This is a genomic window from Nonomuraea sp. N2-4H (assembly GCF_045291505.1).
Taxonomy (GTDB): domain Bacteria; phylum Actinomycetota; class Actinomycetes; order Streptosporangiales; family Streptosporangiaceae; genus Nonomuraea; species Nonomuraea fastidiosa.
In genome coordinates, this window is the sequence record NZ_CP147987.1 from 5,645,711 (window position 1) to 5,664,724 (window position 19,014).

Below are 19,014 nucleotides of genomic sequence, written 5' to 3' on the forward strand. Positions count from 1 at the left end.
CTGCCAACGCGCGCACCGCAACGGCGGGCGACGAGGAGACCCCGCTTGCCCAGCACGAGATAGGCGGCGCGCGGATACGCGGCACGCGGCGCGCCACGAGCGACCAGTCACCCCAACGAGCAGCTACAGACGGCGCGGACCGTCACCGCCGCGCGCCCGGCAGGCGAGCGAAGGCCGATGGTCGACGCCACGAGCCACACCCCGGCAGAACCGAGTGGTCGGCTCCACGAGCCACACCTCCGGCGGAGCCGAGTGTTCGCGTTCTCGCAACGATCACCGCAGCCGCTCCCCCGCCCCGTCCTCGTGCGGTCGGAAAACGCGGCGCGCCCGAGCCCTCACAAACGGAGGGCTCGGGCGCTAGGCGAAACCCGTGGTCAGCGGTAGGCGCGGTTGACGGCGGAGATGATGGCCTTGAGTGAGGCGGTGGTGACGTTGTGGTCGATGCCGACGCCCCACAGAACCTGACCGTTCACCTCGCACTCCAGGTAGGAGGCCGCCTTGGCGTCGCTGCCTGCGGTCATCGCGTGCTCGACGTAGTCGAGGACGCGGACCTGAATGCCGACGCCGGCGAGGGCGTCGATGAAGGCGGAGATGGGGCCGTTGCCGGTGCCGTCGATCTCGCGGATCTCGCCGTCGAGGCGCACGTCGGCGCTGATGCGGTCCTTGTCCTCCACCGCAGATTCGTGGCGGTGGGCCATGAGCGAAAGCCTGCCCCAGCGGTTGGCCGGGTTGGGCAGGTATTCGTCCCGGAAGATCTCGAACATCTCGGCCGGGCTGATCTCGCCGCCCTCGCTGTCGGTGCGCGCCTGCACGACCTTGGAGAACTCGATCTGCAGCCGTCGCGGCAGGTCGAGCTGGTGGTCGGTCTTCATGATGTACGCGACCCCGCCCTTGCCGGACTGGCTGTTGACCCGGATGACCGCCTCGTACGTGCGGCCGATGTCCTTGGGGTCGATCGGCAGGTACGGCACCGCCCAGCGGAACTCGTCGACGGGCACGCCCGCCGCGGCGGCGTCGCGTTCGAGGTGTTCGAAGCCCTTCTTGATGGCGTCCTGGTGGGAGCCGGAGAAGGCGGTGTAGACGAGCTCGCCGCCCCACGGGTGGCGCGGGTGCACGGGCAGCTGGTTGCAGTATTCGGTGACGCGGCGGATCTCGTCGATGTCGCTGAAGTCGATCTCGGGGTCGATGCCCTGGGAGAACAGGTTCATGCCGAGGGTGACCAGGCAGACGTTGCCGGTGCGCTCGCCGTTGCCGAACAGGCAGCCCTCGATGCGGTCGGCGCCCGCCATGTAGCCCAGCTCGGCGGCGGCGACGGCGGTGCCGCGGTCGTTGTGCGGGTGCAGCGACAGCACGATCGAGTCGCGGTACTTGAGGTGCCGGTGCATCCACTCGATCTGGTCGGCGTAGACGTTGGGGGTGGCCATCTCGACGGTGGCGGGCAGGTTGATGATGACCTTGCGGTCGGGAGTGGGCTGCCACACCTCGTTGACGGCGTCGCACACCTCGACGGCGTATTCGAGCTCGGTGCCGGTGAACGACTCGGGCGAGTACTGGAAGCGGATGTCGACGTCGCTGGCGTCGGCGAGCTTCTTCACCAGCTTGGCGCCCTCGACGGCGATGGCGGTGATGCCCTCTTTGTCGAGGCCGAAGACGACGCGGCGCTGGAGGGTGGAGGTCGAGTTGTACAGGTGGACGATGGCCCGCTTGGCGCCCTCGAGCGACTCGAAGGTGCGCTCGATCAGCTCGGGCCTGGCCTGCGTCAGCACCTGGATGACCACGTCGTCGGGGATGCGGTCCTCTTCGATGATCTTGCGGATGAAGTCGAAGTCGGTCTGCGACGCGGCCGGGAAGCCGACCTCGATCTCCTTGTAGCCCATGCGTACCAGCAGCTCGAACATCTGGAGCTTGCGGTGGGAGTCCATCGGGTCGATGAGCGCCTGGTTGCCGTCGCGCAGGTCGACCGCGCACCATCGGGGCGCCTTGGTGATGACCTTGTCGGGCCAGGTACGGTCGGGCAGCCGGATGGGCTCGAACGGCTGGTACCGATGGATGGGCATACGGCTGGGCTGCTGAGCGGTCATGATGTCGGGGCTCCTCGTCGGTCTCGGAAAGGGAAGCGGCCGACGCGCACGACTGGCTCCGCGGCGAGGGAGCCGGCCTTACAGGCCCCCGCCGCGGCAGCTAAGAAGCAGCCCACGCAGCATGCCATGCACGCTACCAGACGTCTCACCGTGAGCCGCGCAGGTTCTCACATCGTGAGAACGTCAGTCGGCGATGAGCACGCTGAGGCAGGTCACGCAGCCTTCCAACCGCTCAAATTCCGAAATATCCACCTTTGTCACGATATATCCCCGCCGCTCGAGCAGCGTCCCGGTCTTCGGCGCGGAGGCGGCCAGCAGCACCCGGTTCCCGCCCAGCGGCACCACATGCGCGCCCGCCTCCTCCTCCGGCACCAGCAGCCCCGGCAGGTCCACGTGATGCGGGTCGCCGATGAGCGTGCCGTCGGGCAGCGCGGTCACGGCCGACTTCAGGTGCAGCACGCCCCGGAGATCGACGGGGACGACGTTCCGCTCCGGCAGCAGGGCCGCGAGCTGCGCGATGCCCTCGTCGTCGGTACGCCCCGACCTGCCGACGTACACGGTGGAGCCGACCTGGAGCACGTCGCCGCCGTCGAGCGTGGCGGGCGGCTCGATGCGTACGGAACGCAGACCGAGATCGCGCACCACCTCGGCCACCGACTCCACCTCGGGCCGCCGCTGCTCGGCCCCGGGACGGGTCAGCACCGCGAGCCGGTCCGCCACCACCAGCGCGTCCTCCACGAACGGCGCGTCGGGCAGGTCGTCGGCGCGCGGCGCGTACACCGGCCGCCATCCGGCGGCGGCCAGCGCGGCGACGTAGGCGTCGTGCTGGACGGCGGCCCGCTCGGGATCGACCGGCGCACGTTCGAGGTGGGTGACGATGCCCTCGGCGATCCGGGGGCCGGGCTTCCTTACCAGCGCAATGCCTGACATAGGGCGTGTTGTATCACGCACTGGTTAGAGTCTTGGGCATGCGGGACGACGAGATTCTCAGCAGGATCAGCGACCTGGTCGACGAGGAGCACGCGCTGCGCGACAAGCTCAGGTCGGGCCAGGTGACCACCGACGAGGAGCAGGCGCGCATCAAGGAGCTTGAGACGGCTCTCGACCAGTGCTGGGACCTGCTCAGGCAGCGCCGGGCCAGGCGCGGCGTGGGCGAGGACCCCGACGGCGCGACCGCCAGGCCGGCCAGCGAGGTCGAGAACTACCGGCAGTAAATTCGCTCGCCACGGGGCCGCGCCGTGCGTTCTGATGGGTGCCATGCATATAGAGCCGATCGACCTCGGCCGGCCTGGCGACTCCATCGAGGGCCTGCACGAGGCGTTCACGGCGGCCACCGCGGCGAGCGGCGACGACCGCGGCCCCCTGCCGTCCTTCGCCCGTTTCTCCCACCTCATCAGGAGCGGCGGTGCGGGAGCGCGCACCGAGCCGGTGGTGGTGCGAGAGGACGGCAAGGTGGCCGGGGGCTACGCGCTGGAGCTGTACGAGGAGGACAACCAGCACGCCGGGTGGATCTTCGCGTTCGCCGTACGCCCTGAGCTGCAGCGCCGCGGCATCGGCACCGCGCTCTTCGAGCATGCGGTGGACCGGCTGCGCGCAGAGGGCAGGACGCTGCTGCTGACGGAGACGCCCGCGGGCGGCGTGGGCGCCCGCTTCGCCGCCTCGAAGGGGATGGCGGTGACGCTCACGGAGGCCCGCAGCACGCTCGACCTGCGCACCGCCGACTGGGATGCGCTGCGCGGCATGCGCCCTGAGGCGCCCGGCTATCACCTTGAGCAGTGGATCGGCCCGGCCAGGCAGGAGCTGCTGCCGGATCTGGCGCTGGTGATGAACGGCATGAACGACGCGCCGCACGACCCGGACATCGAAGAAGAGGTCCACACCGTCGAACGCGTGCGCGAGCGGGAGGAGGCTCTCGCGCTGACCGGCCGCACCTGCTACACCACGGTCGCCCGCCGCACCTCCGACGGCGCGCCCGCCGGCTACACTCGCATCCTGCTCGACGAGGCCCGCGACAGCGGCTGGGGCCACCAGGCCGACACCACCGTGGTGCGCGAGCACCGCGGCCATCGCCTCGGGCTGCTGATGAAGATCGCCAACCTGCTCTGGCTGCACGAGCAGGAGCCGCACATCGACCGCGTCATCACCTGGAACGCCACCTCCAACGCCCACATGCTGGCCATCAACGAGGCGATGGGGTTCACGCTGTTCGACCAGTGGAACGAGTGGCGGCTGGCGCTCTGAGACGACCACGAAGATCGCGAAGGGCATGGCCCCGGCCGTCGTGCCGGGGCTAGTCTGACGCATTATGACCTTGGAGTCGCTGCGAAGCGGAGATCCGCGGCAGGTGGGGCCGTACACCCTGGTGGGCAGGCTCGGCGAGGGCGGTATGGGGGTCGTCTACCTCGGCCAGGGCCCCGACGGCGTCCGGGTCGCGGTCAAGGTCATCCACGCCAGGATGGACGCGCAGCCCGACTTCCGGCGCAGGTTCGCCCGCGAGGTGGCGGCCGCGCAGCGGGTGGCCAGGTTCTGCACCGCGCCCGTGCTCGACGCCGACGTCACCGGCGAGGTGGCGTACCTCGTCACAGAATACGTCGAAGGCCCCAGCCTGGGCGCGGCCGTGAAGGAGTCGGGGCCGCTCAAGGGATCCGCGCTCGACGGGCTCGCCGCCGCGATGGCGATGGCCCTGCGCGCCATCCACGGGGCCGGGGTCGTGCACCGCGATCTCAAGCCGTCGAACGTGCTGCTGTCGCAGGTCGGCCCCAAGGTGATCGACTTCGGCATCGCGCAGCTCATGGACGCCGAGGTGAGCAGCGCCATCGTGGGGACGCCGTCGTACATGTCGCCCGAGCAGGTGTCGGGCGTCACCGTCGGGCCCGCGTCGGACATCTTCTCCTGGGGGTCCACGGTCGCCTTCGCCGCGAGCGGCGTCCCGCCGTTCGGCACGGGCCCGGTGCCGAACGTGCTCGTGCGGGTCGTGAACGAGCAGCCGGAGCTGTCCGGGCTCTCCGGCCCGCTGCGCGAGCTGGTGGCCGCCGCCATGTCCAAGAACCCGACGCACCGGCCCACCGCCCAGGACCTCTTGGACCGCCTGAGCGCGGACGCGTCCGGCGGCGCGATCAGCATCCCCGGCCTCCCCGGCGCAAGCGGCCCGCCGAACCCGCCCGGCACCGGCTCCATCCCGCCTGACACCGCTCCCGCCACCGGCCCGAGCGGCGCGTCCATCCCGCCCGGCGTCGGCGGAGCGTCCGGTCCTCAGAGTGCGGGCGGTGCTTCGCCGATGACCGGTCCGAGCGGGGCGGGCGGCATGGGCGGCCGGCCGCGTCCTCCCCTCCACGAGGGAGCCCCCACAGGCAGCGGGGAGGTCACGGAACCCACGGGACGGCGGAGGTGGGTGGCGGCGGGCTCCGCCGTGGCCGTGGCGGTGGCCGCGCTCGCCACGACGCTCGTGGTGCGAGGACTGAGCGGCGACACGAGCCAGACACCCACCGGAACGGCCGCCACGGGCACGACGCCGGGCGCGGCGACGTCCACGAAGAACACGGCCGCGAGCAGCGCCACGGGCACGGCCACGAACGGCGCCACGAGCAGCGCCACGACCACGCCGGCGAACACGAACGCCGAACCGGGCAACCCGTTACGCGCCGCCGGCTCCGTCGGCTTCTACTCGCCGAAGGAGCCGGGCGCGCGCGACCAGGCCGAGGCATGGCGCAAGGACCGCCCTGAGGACGCCAAGCTGATGGAGCTGCTGGCCGCGGTCCCCCACGCCATCCGGCTCGCCCAGCCGGAGGTCAGGCCGAAGGTGGAGGAGTCCATCGCGGCGGCCGCGCAGGCGGGCGCGGTCCCGGTGTTCCTGGTGAGCAACCTGCCGGGCGGCGACTGCAGCAAGCCGGGCCCGGGCGAGATGGAGCGCTACCAGCAGTGGATCGAGGGCATCGCCCGGACAATCGGCCCGGCCAAGGCCGTGGTGATCCTGGAGCCGGACAGCCTGGCCCGCGTCCCCGGCATCAAGGGCTGCGACCCCGGCGGCTCCCCCGATGAGCGTTACCGCGCGCTGCGCGACGCCGTGACCACGCTCAAGTCCAATCCGAGCACGGCCGTCTACCTGGACGGCAGCCAGGTCTACTGGCCGGGCGCGGAGGTGATGGCCGAGCGGCTGATCGAGGCGGGCATCGACAAGGCCGACGGGTTCTTCCTCAACGTCACCGGCTTCCACGCCACGGACAAGAGCGTCGAGTACGGCAAGGAGCTGTCGGCCTGCATCGCCGCGCGCGTCAAGAAGGGCGGCGGCGGCTGCCCGAAGGACGTCGACGTGGACCCGGCCGACATGCCGCACTTCGTGGTGGACACCAGCAGGAACGGCCAGGGCGCCTGGGTGCCGGACAAGCACTACAAGGACCCGCAGACGTGGTGCAACCCGCCGGGCAGGGGCGTGGGCCCGCGCCCGACCACGGAGACGGGCGAGGAGCTGGTGGACGCCTACCTGTGGATCGCCAGGCCGGGCGTGTCGGGCGGCCGGTGCAGGCGCGGCACGGACGGCGAGAAGGACCCCGAGCGCGGCGTGGTGTCGCCGCCCGCCGGCCAGTGGTGGGACGTGCTGGGGCTGGAGATGGCGAAGAACGCGAACCCGCCGCTGCGCTGACGCGGGCACCACGGCGGCGTTGCGGCCGGGTTAAGCCCAGGTAAGAACTCACGTTAAGCGCACGTTAGATCTGACGCCCCGCGTCTTGTCCGAACAACCTTCTGACGCGAGGCTCTGGCCAGCACCTACTCCCCCCAGAGCCCTCCAGGAGGTATCTACGTGAGCAAGGCACGCGTGCCGTGGAAGGCCGTGGTCGGCGGATCCGTCGGCAATCTCGTCGAGTGGTACGACTGGTTCGTCTACAGCAGCTTCGCCGTCTACTTCGCCGCCTCCTTCTTCCCCGAGGGCGACAACACCGCCAAGCTGCTCAACACGGCCGCCATCTTCGCCGTCGGGTTCTTCATGCGCCCGCTCGGCGGCTGGCTGCTGGGCCGTTACGCCGACAGGAAGGGCCGCAAGGCGGCGCTCACGCTCACCGTCACGCTGATGTCGGCGAGCGCGCTGCTGATCGCCGTCGCGCCCACGTACGACGCGGTCGGCTACTTCGGCGCGCTGGTGCTGGTGGTGGCGCGGCTGCTACAGGGCCTGTCGGTGGGCGGCGAGTACGCCGCCAGCGCCACGTACCTGACCGAGGCCACCCCGCAGGGCCGGCGCGGCATGGCGTCGAGCTTCCAGTACGTGTCGATGACCGCGGGCCAGCTCGTCGGCCTCGGCCTGCAGATCATCCTGCAGAACACGATGTCGAAGGAGGCGCTCGACTCCTACGGCTGGCGCATCCCGTTCGTGGTGGGCGCGGTGGCCGCCGCGGTGGTGTTCTACCTGCGGCGTAACCTGCTGGAGACGGAGGCGTACGACGAGGAGCAGCGCGAGGCGGCGCCCGCCCGCCGGGGCACGATCGCCCAGCTCCTGACGCACAAGAAGGAGGCGCTGCTGGTCATCGCGCTGACGATGGGCGGCACGGTCGCGTACTACACGTACACGACGTACCTCACCAAGTACCTGTCGAACACGGCGGGCCTGCCGAAGGAGACGGCGACGCTGGTGAGCTTCTGCGCGCTGCTCGTCTTCGCGTGCCTGCAGCCGGTCGCCGGATCGCTGTCGGACCGGATCGGGCGCAGGCCGCTGCTGATCACGTTCGGCCTGGGCTCGATGATCGGGACGGTGCCGCTGATGACGGCGCTCGGCCAGGTGAGCGGGTTCGGCGGCGCGCTCGTGCTGTCGCTGATCGGCCTGATCATCGTCACCGGCTACACCTCGATCAACGCGGTGGTGAAGGCCGAGCTGTTCCCGACGCACGTGCGCGCGCTGGGCGTGGCGCTGCCGTACGCCATCGCGAACGCCCTGTTCGGCGGCACCGCCGAGTACGTGGCGCTGTGGTTCAAGAACAGCGGCATCGAGTCCGGCTTCTACTGGTACGTCTCCGGCTGCGCGGCGGTGTCCCTCGTGGTCTACCTGTTCATGCGCGAGACCAAGGACGTGGCGCTGTCCAGGGCCGAGGCGGCGGCGGAAACGGTGCCCGCCCGCGTCTAACCTGGCGACATGCGGGTTCTCCTGGTGGAGGACGACGATCGGCTCGCCTCCGCGCTCACCACGGCGCTCGCCCGGCACGGCCATCAGGTCATCCGGGCGGCGCTGGCCGTCGACGCCCTCCGCCTGGCGGGGGGCGTCGACTTCGTGCTGCTCGACCTGGGGCTGCCCGACATGGACGGGCTCGACGTTTTGCGCAGGCTGCGGCGGGTCTCGGCGGTGCCGCTGATCGTGGTGACGGCCCGTACGGAGGAGCGCGAGGTGCTGCGCGGCCTGCGCTCGGGGGCCGACGACTACCTGGTCAAGCCGTTCCGTACGACGGAGCTGATGGCCCGCATGGAGGCGGTGGTGCGGCGGGGCACGCGCCCGCGCCCGCCGCGCGACCAGGTGGTCCAGGTCGGCGACGTGCGCATCGACCTGGAGGCCAGGCAGGTCACGGTGGCGGGTGAGCCGGTGACGCTGACGCGGCGCGAGTTCGACCTGCTGGCGATGCTGGCGCGCGAGCCGGGCGTGGTGCGCGGCCGGGAGGAGATCCTGGACGAGATCTGGGGCGACCCGCTGCTGTCGGCGTCGCGCTCGCTGGATGTGCACGTGGCGAACCTGCGCGCGAAGACGGGCCGGCCCGGCCTGGTGGAGACGCTGCGCGGGACGGGATACCGGCTGGGCTCGACGGCGTGAACGCCAGGCTGGTCGGCACGTTCACGACGCTGATCGTGTTCCTGGTGGCGGCGCTGGCGGTGCCGCTCGGCCTGGCCTATGCCTCACACCGTACGAACCGGCTGCTGCTGGACCGCCGCGCCGACGCCACCCGCTTCGCGGAGCTGGCCGATCAGGCGGCCCGTGAGGACGACTACACGGGCCTGATCTCGGAGGTGGACCGCTACGCCTCCCTTTACGGCGCGGCCGTGCGCATCCGCGACAGGGACGGTGCGATCCTGCTGACCGCGGGCGACTTCACCGCCGACGACGGCGACGCGCTGCGCCTCGCGCTGTCGGGACGCACGACGGAGGAGCTGCCGACGATCAACCCGTTCAGCCCCGACACGGTGCTGCTGGCCGAGCCGGCGGGCCGCGACGCGCAGCTGTCGGGCGTGGTGCTGCTTCAGGCGCCGGCGGAGCAGGCGCGCAGGGACGTGACGCTGGTGTGGGGCGCGCTGGCGCTCGGCACGCTGGTCTCGCTGGCGTACGCGGTGCTCGCGGCCAGACGGCTGGCCCGCTGGATCCTGCGGCCGGTCACCGAGCTCGACCGCACCACGCAGGCGATCGCCCAGGGGAGGCTGGACGCGCGGGCCCATCCCGGCGGCGGCCCCTCCGAGCTGCGGCGGCTTGAGGAGCGGTTCAACGCGATGGCCGACGCGGTCTCCGCCGCGATGGAGCGGCAGCGGGCGTTCGTGGCCGACGCCTCCCACGAGCTGCGCACCCCGCTCACGGTGCTCGGGCTGCGGCTGGAGAACCTGGAGCCGCATCTGCGCCGCGAGGGCACGGCCGAGTACGAGGAGGCGATGGCGGAGCTCGACCGGCTGGCGCTGCTGGTGGAGGACCTGCTCGCGCTGGCCAAGGTGGAGGCGGGCGCGGGGGCCGGTGGCAAGGAGGTCGAGCTGGCGCCGCGGATGGGGACGTGGCGCGAGGTGTACGCGGCCAAGGACCTGACTCTGCGGACCGAGATCCCCGAGGGGACGGTGGTGCCGGAGGCGGCGGCCAGGATCGCCGACATCGCGCTCGACAACGCCCAGAAGTTCGTGCCCGCGGGCGGCACGGTCACCGTCTCCCTGTCCGACAGGGTGCTGCGGGTCGCCGACGACGGCCCCGGGCTCAGCGACGAGGAGCGGGAGGAGGCGCCGGGACGCTTCTGGCGCTCCAGCTCGCACGAGAACGTGCCGGGCAGCGGCCTGGGGCTGGCCATCGCGGCCGAGCTGGCCAGGGCGTGCGGTGCCACGCTGCGCCTGCTGCCCGCCGACCCGCACGGCCTGGTGGTCGAAGTCCGCCTCCCCGAGCCGTAGCCCCGCAAAGAAGCTCTAGCCGTAGACGGAGCGGTAGTAGCGGGCCGCGCCCGGGTGCAGGCTCACGACGCCGGTGCCGATGGCGTAGCGCTTGTCCAGCCGCCCGCCGGGCGCGGACGGCGCCTGGAGCCGGTCGCGGGCCGCGAACAGCGTCTCAGTGATCATGTACGCCGTGTCGTCCGGCAGCGAGTTCCGGCACATCAGGTAGCTGGGCGTGCCCACGGTCGGCACCGCCCTGACGCCCCCGTACGCGCCGGCCGGGACGGACGCGTGCTCGTACACCGGCCCGTAGCGCCGCCGCAGCTCCGGCACCAGCGGTTCGAGCGGCACGAGCCGGATGTCGGGCAGCGCCTCAAGGGCGGGCGTGGGCACCCCGCCCGACCAGAAGAACGCCTCGATGCGCCCCTCGCGCAGCGCCTCGATGGACGGTTCGAGGCCGAGCCGGGAGACCTCGGGCGAGCGCTTCAGCCCGGCGACGGACAGCACGCGGGCGGCGGTGACGGCCGTGCCCGACCCGTAGAGCCCGATGGACACCGGCCGCCCGGCCAGCCCGCCGAGCGAGGTGATCGCGGAGTCCTTGGCGACGACGAGGTGCACGTAGTTCATGTACATCCTGGCCAGCGCGGAGACGGGCCTGCGGCGTACGCGGACGGCGTCGTCGGCGCTGTCGGCCAGCGCGAACCCCACATCGGCCCGCCCGTCGGTCATCATCGTGAGGTTCTCCACGCTGGCGGCCGTGCGCAGCACCCGCACGGGCTGCCCTTCGCGCCGTAGCTCCTCGGCGAGCCGGTCGCCGAGCGCCCCGTAGGGGCCGCCCGCGAGCCCCGTGGCCAGCCGCAACTCGGGAAGCCCCGGGCCGCCGCCGGAACAGCCCGCGGCCACTCCTGCGGAAAGCAGGGCGAGACCGAGGAAAGAACGCCGGGAAACGGGCATGATTTCACGCTATCCGGTGGCGGAGAATGGACGGGTGACGACCGCACGCCTGCGCATCACCCCAGAGCTGCAGATGTTCCTGCCCGCCAATCGCCGACAGGAGTGGCAGGAGGTCACCCCCGACGGCACCGCCACGCTCGGACACCACGTCGAGTCGCTGGGAGTGCCGCTCACCGAGGTGGGGCCGATGCTCGCGGACGGCCGGCAGGTGCCGCCGTCCCACCTGCTCGCGCCCGGCGACGTCGTGGAGGTGCACCCGGTGCCGCGCCCGCAGCCGCTGCCCGAGGAGCCGCGGTTCCTGCTCGATGTGCACCTGGGCACGCTGGCGCGGCGGCTGCGGCTGCTCGGCATCGACGCCGCGTACCACAACGACATGGACGACCCCGAGCTGGTGGTGCAGGCCAACGAGGAGCGGCGGGTGCTGCTCACCCAGGACCGCGGCCTGCTGCGCCGCCGCGCGCTGTGGCTGGGCGCGTACGTCCGCGGCTCGGCCCCGTCCGACCAGCTCCGTGACCTGCTCCAGCGCTTCGCGCCGCCGCTGCGCCCGTGGACGCGCTGCACCGCCTGCAACGGCGTGCTGGCGCCGGTGTCCAAGGACGAGGTGGAGCCGGAGCTGGAGGCGGGCACCCGGCGCTCCTACGACGCCTACGGCCGCTGCGAGTCGTGCGGCCAGGTCTACTGGCACGGCGCGCACAGCGGGCATCTGGAGGAGATCATCCGCATGGCCACCGCCTGGGTCGCGTGACGCCGGCCATGAAGGGGCGCATGCAGTTCCGCATCATGGGGCCGCTCGCGGTGCTCGACGCCGAGGGCCGCGACCGCACCCCGACGGTGCCCAAGCACCGCGACCTGCTCGCCTTGTTCCTGCTGCACGCGGGCCGTCCGCTGACGGTCGAGCGGCTGCGCAGGCTGTTATGGGCGAGCGAGGGCGGTGACCGCTCCGACTCCCTGGTCCGGGGCTACGTCGGCGAGCTGCGCCGGCTGCTCGGCAAGGACGTGATCACCACCGTGTCCGGCTCGTACGCCCTCGCGCTGGGCGACGGCCTGCTCGACGTGGACAGGTTCCGGCTGCTGGTCGATCGGGGCGCCAACGAGGAGGCGCTGGCGCTGTGGCGCGGCGAGGTGCTGGAGGACGTCGATCCCGAGGGCACGCGGTGGGCCGAGACGCGGCGGCTGCGCGAGGAGCTGGAGGAGCTGCGGCTGCTCGCGCTGGAGCGCCGGGTGCAGGCCGACCTCGACGCCGGGCGTCACCGCGAGCTGCTGGCCGAGCTGAAGCAGCTCGTCAAGCGGCATCCGACGTGGCAGCGCTTCCGCGGCCAGTACATGCTGGCCCTCTACCGCAGCGGGCGCCGGGTGGAGGCGCTGGCGGCGTACGCGGTGCTGCGCGACCAGCTCGACGGCGGCCACGCCATCGAGCCCGACCCCGAGCTGCAGCTCCTCTACCACCGGATGCTGCACGACGACGCGTCCTTGCACGTGTCGGCCGGCCCGCCGGTGCTGCTGCCGCCCGACGTGAGCGGCTTCGTCGGGCGCGCCGACCTGCTCGACCGGGTGATCGGCGGCCAGGTGGTGGTGCACGGGCAGGCGGGCGCGGGCAAGTCGGCGCTGGCCGTGCACGCGGCCTGGCGGCGGCGCGCGGACTTCCCCGACGGCATCCTGTACGCCGACCTGCGCGAGACCACGGCCCCGGCCGCCGTGCTCGAAGACTTCCTGCGCTGGCTGGGCTGCCCCGCGCAGGCCATCCCGGCCACGCTGGAGCAGCGGGTGCGGCTGTTTCGCACGTACGCGGCGAACCGGTCGCTGCTGGTGCTGCTCGACAACGCGGCGGGCGAGGCGCAGGTGCGGCCGCTGCTGTCGGCCTGCCCGACGGTCGTGACCAGCCGTTCCCCGCTCGGCGGCCTGACCGAGGCGCGGCGGCTGTCGGTCGGCGTGCTGGCCGAGAAGGAGGCGCTCGAGCTGCTGGTCACCGGCTCGGGCCGGGACGCGGACCGGGGCGGCGAGCATGACGGCGGGGAGGCGTGGCTGCGGCTGGCGCGGCTGTGCGGCGGGCTGCCGCTGGCGCTGCGCATCGCCGCCTCGCGGCTGGCCGCCCGCCCCGAGTGGACGGTCGGCTACCTGGTGCGGCTGCTGGAGGACGAGCAGGAGCGGCTCGACCGGCTGCACGCGGGCGACCAGGCCGTGCGCAGCGTGCTCGCGATCGGCTTCGACGGCCTGCCCGAGCCGGCCAGGCTGACGCTGCGCGGGCTCGGCGCGCTGTCCGCGCCCGACGTCGCCGACTGGGTGACCGACCTGCTCGGCGGGCAGGCGGAGGCGCTGGTGGACGCGGGGCTGCTGGAGACGTGCGGGGTGGACGTCGCGGGCCAGGTCCGCTATCGGATGCACGATCTGACCCGGCTGTTCGCCCGCGAGCATCCGGTGCCCGGCGTGCCGGCGAAGGTGGCGTCGGTGGTGCTCGCGCGGGTGCAGGCGTCGCGGTTCTCGCTGGTGTCGGACGACCCCGGCACGGTGGTGGCGACGCGCGACATCAGGGAGTCGGTGGAGTGGCTGGCGGCCGAGCGCGGCTTCCTGGTCAGCCTGGTCGCCGACCTGCACGCGGCGGGCCTCGACGACGAGTGCTGGCGGCTCGCCCACCTGCTGGCGCCGTTCCTGGAGCGGCACCGGTTCCTGGACGACTGGCGGGCGGTGACCGGGCCCGCGCTGGCCTCGGCGCGGCGGGCGGGCGATGACCATGGGGCGGCGCTCGTCCTGCTCGACCTGGGCGATCTGCACCTGGCCGAGCGGCGGTGGGACCGCGCGGAGGAGGCGCTGCGCCCGGCCCTCGAGTCGTGCCTGCGGCACGGCCTGGCCCGCGACGCGAACCGGGTGCGGCTCCGGCTGGGCCGCGTCCACCTGGAGCTGGGCCGGCTGGAGGCGGCCGAGCAGGCGCTGCGGCAGTGCCGGGCGGCCGCCGCGGGCCTGCGGGACGAGGCCGACGCCGACCGGGTGCTCGGCGAGGTGCTGCGCCGCGCGGGCCGCCTCGACGAGGCCGCCGGGCATCTGCTCGCCGCCGTCGAGGGGCTGGCCAGGCTGGGCGACCGGCACCGGCAGGCCGACACGCTGATCGACCTGTCCACGGTGCGCCTCGCGCAGGCCGCCAAACCCGCCGCGCGGGCCGCCGCCGAGCAGGCCAGGGGCATCGCCGTACGCCTCGGCGACCGGCTGCTCGACGCCCACGCCCTGCTGGCGCTGGCCCGGGTGAACCGGGCGGAGGGCGCGGCCGAGCTGGCCGCCGAGCTGGCCGGTGCGGCGCTGGAGGTGTTCGAGGAGACCGGCGACCAGCGGGGCGCCGCCAACGCCCGCGCCCTGCTGGCCGGGACCGCACGCCGCTGAACGCAGTCGGCAGGGCTCACATCGCGAGCAGCCGCCGCGTCCCCCTTCCGGCTGACTGCGGCTCAGACGGCGAGCAGCCGCTGCACGTCCTCCCTGTGCAGCTCCTCGGCCGTCCCGGTGCGCACGACGTGCCCTCCGTCGAGGATCACGAACCGGTCGGCCAGCCGCAGCGCGATGTCCAGGTACTGCTCGACCAGCAGCACGGCCAGCCCTGAGGCGTGCAGCCGCTCGATGGCCGCCTCGATCTCCAGGATGATCGACGGCTGGATGCCCTCGGTCGGCTCGTCGAGGATGAGCATGCGCGGCCTGGTCACCAGCGCGCGGGCCATGGCGAGCTGCTGCTGCTGGCCGCCGGACAGGTGCCCGGCGCTGCGCTTGAGCAGCGGCCGCAGGGCGGGGAAGAGGTCGAGCGCCTCGTCCACGGCCGAGCGCGGCTGCTTCGCGGCTTCGACGGTGACCAGCAGGTTCCCCAGCACCGACAGTTGCGGGAAGCACTGGTGGCCCTGGGGGACGTAGCCCATGCCGAGGCGTACGCGCTCGTGCGGCTTGAGCCTGGTGACGTCGCGGCCGTCGAACGTCACCGTGCCCGCGGTCGCGGGCAGCACCCCCATGACGGTGTTGAGCAGCGTGGTCTTGCCCACGCCGTTGCGTCCCATGACGCACACGAGCTCGCCGGGACCGACCTCGACCGAGACCCCGAACAGCACGCGTGCCCGCCCGTAGCCCGACTCAAGGCCGGTTACCGACAGCATCGCTGGTCCTCCTTCCCAGGTAGACCTCCTGCACGCGGGGGTCGCCGCTGACCTGCTCGACCGATCCCTCCACCAGGACCTTGCCCTCGTGCAGGACGGTCACCGTCGAGGCGTGCCGCCGCAGGAACTCCATGTCGTGCTCGACCACGATCACCGTGTGGTCGTCGGCGATCTGCGTGAGCAGCTCGCCGGTGCGTTCGCGTTCGTCCTTGGACATGCCGGCGACCGGCTCGTCCAGGAGCAGCAGCCGGGGCCGCTGCGCCAGCAGCATGCCGATCTCCAGCCACTGGCGCTGGCCGTGCGAGAGAACGCCCGCTGAACGTCCGGCGAGCTCTTCGAGACCCGTCCTGGCCAGCGCCTCCTCGACGGCCTCCGAGACGCCCGAGCGCTTTCTCGCCAGCGACCACAGCGGCTTGCGGAAGGTGGCGGCGAGGTCGAGGTTCTCCAGCACGGTGAGCGCCTCGAACACCACCGACGTCTGGAAGGTGCGGCCGACGCCCATGCGGACGATCTGGTGCTCCTTCTTGCCGACGAGGTCGTGGCCGTCGAAGCGTACGGTGCCGGCCGCGGGCTTGGTCAGCCCCGTGATCACGTCGATGAGCGTGGTCTTGCCCGCCCCGTTCGGCCCGATGAGGAAGCGCAGCTCGCCCTCGGGCACGGTGAGGTTCACGCCGTCGAGCGCGCGGAAACCGTCGAACACGACCTGGACGTCACGTAGTTCGAGCACGTCGCAGCCTCCCTGCCAGGCCCACGATGCCTCTCGGGGCCAGCGTCATGACCAGGATGAACAGCGCTCCTTGCAGGTAGAGCCAGCCGTCGGCGAACTGCTCGCTGAAGGCGGTCTTGGCGTAGCCCATGACGACCGCGCCGAGCACGGCCCCGGCGAGCGCGTGCCGGCCGCCGACGGCCACCGCGACGACCAGCTCCAGCGAGGGCACGACGCCGAGCAGGGCGGGCGAGATGATGCCGACGACGGGGACGAACAGCGCGCCCGCCAGCCCCGCCATGCCCGCCGAGATGGCGAAGGTGACGGTCTTGACCAGGGCCGGGTCGTAGCCGAGGAAGCGGACCCTGTCCTCGCCGTCGCGTACGGCGACGAGCAGCCGGCCGTACCGGCTGTTGACGAGCTGCCTGGTGGCCAGGTAGAGCACGCCGAGCACGCCCGCGACGACCAGGTAGAGTCCGCGCTGGGTGGAGTCGTCGGCGAGGTCCTGGCCGAACAGCTCGAAGAAGTTCGTCATGCCGTTGGTGCCGCCGGTCAGGCCCTGCTGCCCGACCAGCAGGATGACCATGGCGGCGGCCAGCGCCTGGGTGAGGATCGCGAAGTACGCGCCGCGTACGCGCTGACGGAAGACCAGCGTGCCGAGCAGCACCGCGAGCGCGACCGGCGCGAGTATCGCCATGCTGAGCGCGAAGACCGGGTCGGCGAACGGCGCCCACAGCGCGGGCAGCTCCTCCACCCCGCTCCACACCATGAAGTCGGGCAGCCCGCCCGGCCCCGCCTCGGTGAGCTTGAGGTACATCGCCATGGAGTAGCCGCCGAGCCCGAAGAAGACGCCCTGCCCGAGGGTGAGCATGCCGCCCTGTCCCCAGGCCAGCCCGATGCCGAGCGCGACGATCGCGTAGCACAGGTATTTGGCGAGCAGCCCGAGCCGGAACGGCTCCAGCAGCAGCGGCGCGGCGACGAGCGCGATGACCGCGATGGCGGCGAACGGAAGGTTGCGCTTGATCACGTCAGCACCCTCGACCTGAGCACGAACAGCCCTTGCGGCCTGATCTGGAGGAACGCGATGACGACGGCGAACACGATGACCTTGGCCAGCGAGGCGTCCGACCAGAACTCGGCGTAGGAGTTGAGCAGCCCCAGCCCGGCGGCGGCGAGCACGGCGCCCCTGAGCTGACCGAGCCCGCCGGCCACGACGACGAGGAAGGCGTCGACGATGTAGTACGTGCCGAGCGCCGGCCCGACCGGCCCGATCAGCGTGAGCGCGACCCCGGCGATCCCGGCCAGGCCCGAGCCGATGAAGAACGTCAGCATGTCCACCCGGCCGGTGTCGATGCCGCTGGTGGCGGCGAGCTGCCGGTTCTGCACCACGGCCTGCGTCCGCCTGCCCAGCCCGGTGCGCGTCAGGTAGACCCAGACCGCGACCACGCCGGCCACCGCCAGCGCCATGATGAACAGCCGGTTGTAGGGCAGGATGCCGACGCCGCCCGACAGCCAGGACGGCGCGGGCACCTGCACGTTGGGCGCGCCGAACAGGTCGCGGGCGAGCTGCTGCAGCACCAGGCTGACGCCCCAGGTGAGCAGCAGCGTGTCCAGCGGCCTGCCGTAGAAGTGGCGGATCGCGGCCCGCTCCAGGATCAGCCCCATCACCCCGGCCACGAGGAACGCGACCGGCAGCGCGAGCAGCAGGTCCCCGATGAGGAACGCGGTGTAGGCACCGGCCATGATGAACTCGCCGTGCGCCATGTTGATCACGCCCATCTGCCCGAACGTGAACGTCAGGCCGAGCGCGATGAGCAGCAGCACCGCCCCGATCGACAGCCCGATCGGGAGCTGGTTGACGAACGCCGACATCACTGGCCCGCCGACAGGCCGCCCGCCCACGGGTAGCCCTTGAGGTACGGATCCGGCTTGATCGGCTCGCCCGAGTCCCACACCTGCTTGATCAGGCCGTCCGGCTGGATGATGCCGATGCGGGCGGTCTTGTACATGTGCTGGTTCTCGCCGTCGATGGTGACCTTGCCTTCCGGGCGATCGAGCGAGATGCCGGGCGCGGCCTTCCTGACCGCCTCCACCTCGGTCGTACCGGCCTTCTTGACGGCCTCGGCCCACAGGTAGACGGCGTTGTATCCGGCCTCCATCGGGTCGGAGGTGACCTTGTTCTGCCCGTACTTGGCCTTGTACGCCTTGACGAACGCCTCGTTCTCGGGGGTGTCGGTGGTCTGGTAGTAGTTCCAGGCGACGGGATGGCCGGCGATGTTGTCCACGCCGATGCCGGTGACCTCCTCCTCGGCGACGCTCACCGACAGCACCGGCATGGTGTCGGCGGTGACGCCCGCGCTCTTGAGCTGCTTGAAGAAGGCCACGTTGCTGTCGCCGTTGAGGGTGTTGAACACCGCGTCGGGCTCGGCCTGCACGACCTTGTTGACGAGGGTGGAGTATTCGGTGTGGCCGAGCGGGGTGTACTCCTCGCCGAGGATCTCCATGCCGTTCGCGGCCGCGTACGCCTTGATGATCTTGTTGGCGGTGCGCGGGAAGACGTAGTCGCTGCCCACCAGGAACAGCTTCTTCTTGCCCTGCTCCTTCAGGTAGTCGAGGCCGGGGATGATCTGCTGGTTGGTGGTGGCGCCGGTGTAGAAGATGTACGGCGAGCTCTCCAGGCCCTCGTACTGCACCGGATACCACAGCAGCGCCTTGTACCGCTCGAAGACCGGCAGCATCGCCTTCCTGCTCGCCGAGGTCCACCCGCCGAACACGGTCGCCACCTTGTCCTGCCTGATGAGCTTCGTCGCCTTCTCGGCGAAGGTGGGCCAGTCGGAGGCGCCGTCCTCCACGATGGGGACGAGCTTCTTGCCGAGCACGCCGCCCGCCTTGTTGATCTCCTCGATGGCGAGCAGCTCGGCATCGCGTACGGTGACCTCACTGATCGCCATGGTGCCGCTCAGCGAGTGCAGGATACCGACCCTGATCTCGTCGGACGAGGCCGCCGGCTGGAGTCCGATCCACAGGCCGCGATGGGTAATACGAGGAGCGCGGAGACGAGCAGACG

Annotated in this window: 16 protein-coding genes; 8 read left to right on the forward strand and 8 right to left on the reverse strand. The window is 71.9% G+C overall.

The genetic code is table 11. The features are described from left to right. Positions 1-374: 374 nt before the first annotated feature. Positions 375-2,081, reverse strand: coding sequence for a 2-isopropylmalate synthase (gene leuA / locus WBK31_RS25810; protein ID WP_378787130.1), 1,707 nt, complete (start codon positions 2,079-2,081; stop codon positions 375-377). Between the two features lie 183 nt (positions 2,082-2,264). After that, positions 2,265-3,011: a dimethylargininase gene (ddaH, locus tag WBK31_RS25815; RefSeq protein ID WP_364056942.1), complete on the reverse strand. Its 747-nt coding sequence runs from the start codon at positions 3,009-3,011 to the stop codon at positions 2,265-2,267. A 38-nt stretch (positions 3,012-3,049) separates the two neighbouring features. Here ddaH and WBK31_RS25820 point away from each other — a divergent pair, with 38 nt between their 5' ends. The 6 genes from WBK31_RS25820 to WBK31_RS25845 all read left to right on the forward strand — a co-directional run bounded on the left by WBK31_RS25820 (position 3,050) and on the right by WBK31_RS25845 (position 10,187). Further along, entirely contained in the window at positions 3,050-3,295 is a 246-nt protein-coding gene (locus WBK31_RS25820; protein ID WP_364056945.1) for a DUF2630 family protein, read from the forward strand. A 43-nt stretch (positions 3,296-3,338) separates the two neighbouring features. Further along, positions 3,339-4,322 (forward strand): GNAT family N-acetyltransferase, encoded by a 984-nt coding sequence (locus WBK31_RS25825; RefSeq protein ID WP_406673312.1) that lies wholly within the window; start codon positions 3,339-3,341, stop codon positions 4,320-4,322. A gap of 64 nt (positions 4,323-4,386) precedes the next feature. Further along, a complete protein-coding gene (locus tag WBK31_RS25830) occupies positions 4,387-6,720 on the forward strand; it encodes a glycoside hydrolase family 6 protein (protein WP_378787126.1) in 2,334 nt (777 codons plus the stop codon). 159 nt (positions 6,721-6,879) lie between these two features. Continuing rightward, on the forward strand, positions 6,880-8,190 hold the full coding sequence (locus WBK31_RS25835) for an MFS transporter (RefSeq protein ID WP_378787125.1): 1,311 nt from the start codon (positions 6,880-6,882) through the stop codon (positions 8,188-8,190). 9 nt (positions 8,191-8,199) lie between these two features. After that, positions 8,200-8,865: a response regulator transcription factor gene (locus WBK31_RS25840; RefSeq protein WP_378787124.1), complete on the forward strand. Its 666-nt coding sequence runs from the start codon at positions 8,200-8,202 to the stop codon at positions 8,863-8,865. After that, positions 8,862-10,187, forward strand: a complete 1,326-nt coding sequence (locus WBK31_RS25845) for a HAMP domain-containing sensor histidine kinase (RefSeq protein ID WP_364056957.1) — start codon at positions 8,862-8,864, stop codon at positions 10,185-10,187. Before WBK31_RS25840 ends, WBK31_RS25845 begins: the two co-directional genes overlap by 4 nt. Before the next feature lie 15 nt (positions 10,188-10,202). Here the strand turns inward: WBK31_RS25845 and WBK31_RS25850 are convergent, their stop codons facing one another. Beyond that, positions 10,203-11,120: a TAXI family TRAP transporter solute-binding subunit gene (locus WBK31_RS25850; RefSeq protein ID WP_364056960.1), complete on the reverse strand. Its 918-nt coding sequence runs from the start codon at positions 11,118-11,120 to the stop codon at positions 10,203-10,205. Between WBK31_RS25850 and WBK31_RS25855 the strand changes: the two genes are divergently transcribed. Continuing rightward, a complete protein-coding gene (locus WBK31_RS25855) occupies positions 11,119-11,865 on the forward strand; it encodes a Mut7-C RNAse domain-containing protein (protein ID WP_406673313.1) in 747 nt (248 codons plus the stop codon). The two genes, WBK31_RS25850 and WBK31_RS25855, sit on opposite strands and share 2 nt — an antisense overlap. Positions 11,866-11,885: 20 nt before the next feature. After that, positions 11,886-14,489 (forward strand): BTAD domain-containing putative transcriptional regulator, encoded by a 2,604-nt coding sequence (locus tag WBK31_RS25860; RefSeq protein WP_364056966.1) that lies wholly within the window; start codon positions 11,886-11,888, stop codon positions 14,487-14,489. A gap of 62 nt (positions 14,490-14,551) precedes the next feature. Here the strand turns inward: WBK31_RS25860 and urtE are convergent, their stop codons facing one another. Genes urtE through urtA form a run of 5 tightly spaced genes read right to left on the reverse strand, consistent with a single transcriptional unit; the run spans position 14,552 to position 18,898 of the window. Continuing rightward, the gene (gene urtE / locus WBK31_RS25865; protein ID WP_364056969.1) at positions 14,552-15,241 is read right to left on the reverse strand and encodes an urea ABC transporter ATP-binding subunit UrtE; all 690 of its coding nucleotides are present in this window, start codon (positions 15,239-15,241) and stop codon (positions 14,552-14,554) included. Further along, complete coding sequence (gene urtD / locus WBK31_RS25870) at positions 15,219-15,968, reverse strand: urea ABC transporter ATP-binding protein UrtD (RefSeq protein WP_406673314.1); 750 nt, start codon at positions 15,966-15,968, stop codon at positions 15,219-15,221. Before urtD ends, urtE begins: the two co-directional genes overlap by 23 nt. Then, positions 15,952-16,974 (reverse strand): urea ABC transporter permease subunit UrtC, encoded by a 1,023-nt coding sequence (urtC, locus tag WBK31_RS25875; protein WP_364056975.1) that lies wholly within the window; start codon positions 16,972-16,974, stop codon positions 15,952-15,954. The genes urtD and urtC overlap by 17 nt, the downstream gene beginning before the upstream one ends. Beyond that, positions 16,971-17,819: an urea ABC transporter permease subunit UrtB gene (urtB, locus tag WBK31_RS25880; RefSeq protein ID WP_364056978.1), complete on the reverse strand. Its 849-nt coding sequence runs from the start codon at positions 17,817-17,819 to the stop codon at positions 16,971-16,973. The genes urtC and urtB overlap by 4 nt, the downstream gene beginning before the upstream one ends. Continuing rightward, positions 17,819-18,898, reverse strand: a complete 1,080-nt coding sequence (urtA, locus tag WBK31_RS25885) for an urea ABC transporter substrate-binding protein (protein WP_406673315.1) — start codon at positions 18,896-18,898, stop codon at positions 17,819-17,821. The genes urtB and urtA overlap by 1 nt, the downstream gene beginning before the upstream one ends. Positions 18,899-19,014: the final 116 nt, after the last annotated feature.

Excerpts from the sequence above, each read along its gene's own strand:
- leuA (WP_378787130.1), bottom strand. The coding sequence starts at position 2,081 with ATGACCGCTCAGCAGCCCAGCCGTATGCCCATCCATCGGTACCAGCCG.
- ddaH (WP_364056942.1), bottom strand. The coding sequence starts at position 3,011 with ATGTCAGGCATTGCGCTGGTAAGGAAGCCCGGCCCCCGGATCGCCGAG.
- WBK31_RS25820 (WP_364056945.1), top strand. The coding sequence starts at position 3,050 with ATGCGGGACGACGAGATTCTCAGCAGGATCAGCGACCTGGTCGACGAG.
- WBK31_RS25825 (WP_406673312.1), top strand. The coding sequence starts at position 3,339 with ATGCATATAGAGCCGATCGACCTCGGCCGGCCTGGCGACTCCATCGAG.
- WBK31_RS25830 (WP_378787126.1), top strand. The coding sequence starts at position 4,387 with ATGACCTTGGAGTCGCTGCGAAGCGGAGATCCGCGGCAGGTGGGGCCG.
- WBK31_RS25840 (WP_378787124.1), top strand. The coding sequence starts at position 8,200 with ATGCGGGTTCTCCTGGTGGAGGACGACGATCGGCTCGCCTCCGCGCTC.
- WBK31_RS25855 (WP_406673313.1), top strand. The coding sequence starts at position 11,119 with ATGATTTCACGCTATCCGGTGGCGGAGAATGGACGGGTGACGACCGCA.
- WBK31_RS25850 (WP_364056960.1), bottom strand. The coding sequence starts at position 11,120 with ATGCCCGTTTCCCGGCGTTCTTTCCTCGGTCTCGCCCTGCTTTCCGCA.
- WBK31_RS25860 (WP_364056966.1), top strand. The coding sequence starts at position 11,886 with ATGCAGTTCCGCATCATGGGGCCGCTCGCGGTGCTCGACGCCGAGGGC.
- urtE (WP_364056969.1), bottom strand. The coding sequence starts at position 15,241 with ATGCTGTCGGTAACCGGCCTTGAGTCGGGCTACGGGCGGGCACGCGTG.
- urtB (WP_364056978.1), bottom strand. The coding sequence starts at position 17,819 with ATGTCGGCGTTCGTCAACCAGCTCCCGATCGGGCTGTCGATCGGGGCG.
- urtA (WP_406673315.1), bottom strand. The coding sequence starts at position 18,898 with ATGGCGATCAGTGAGGTCACCGTACGCGATGCCGAGCTGCTCGCCATC.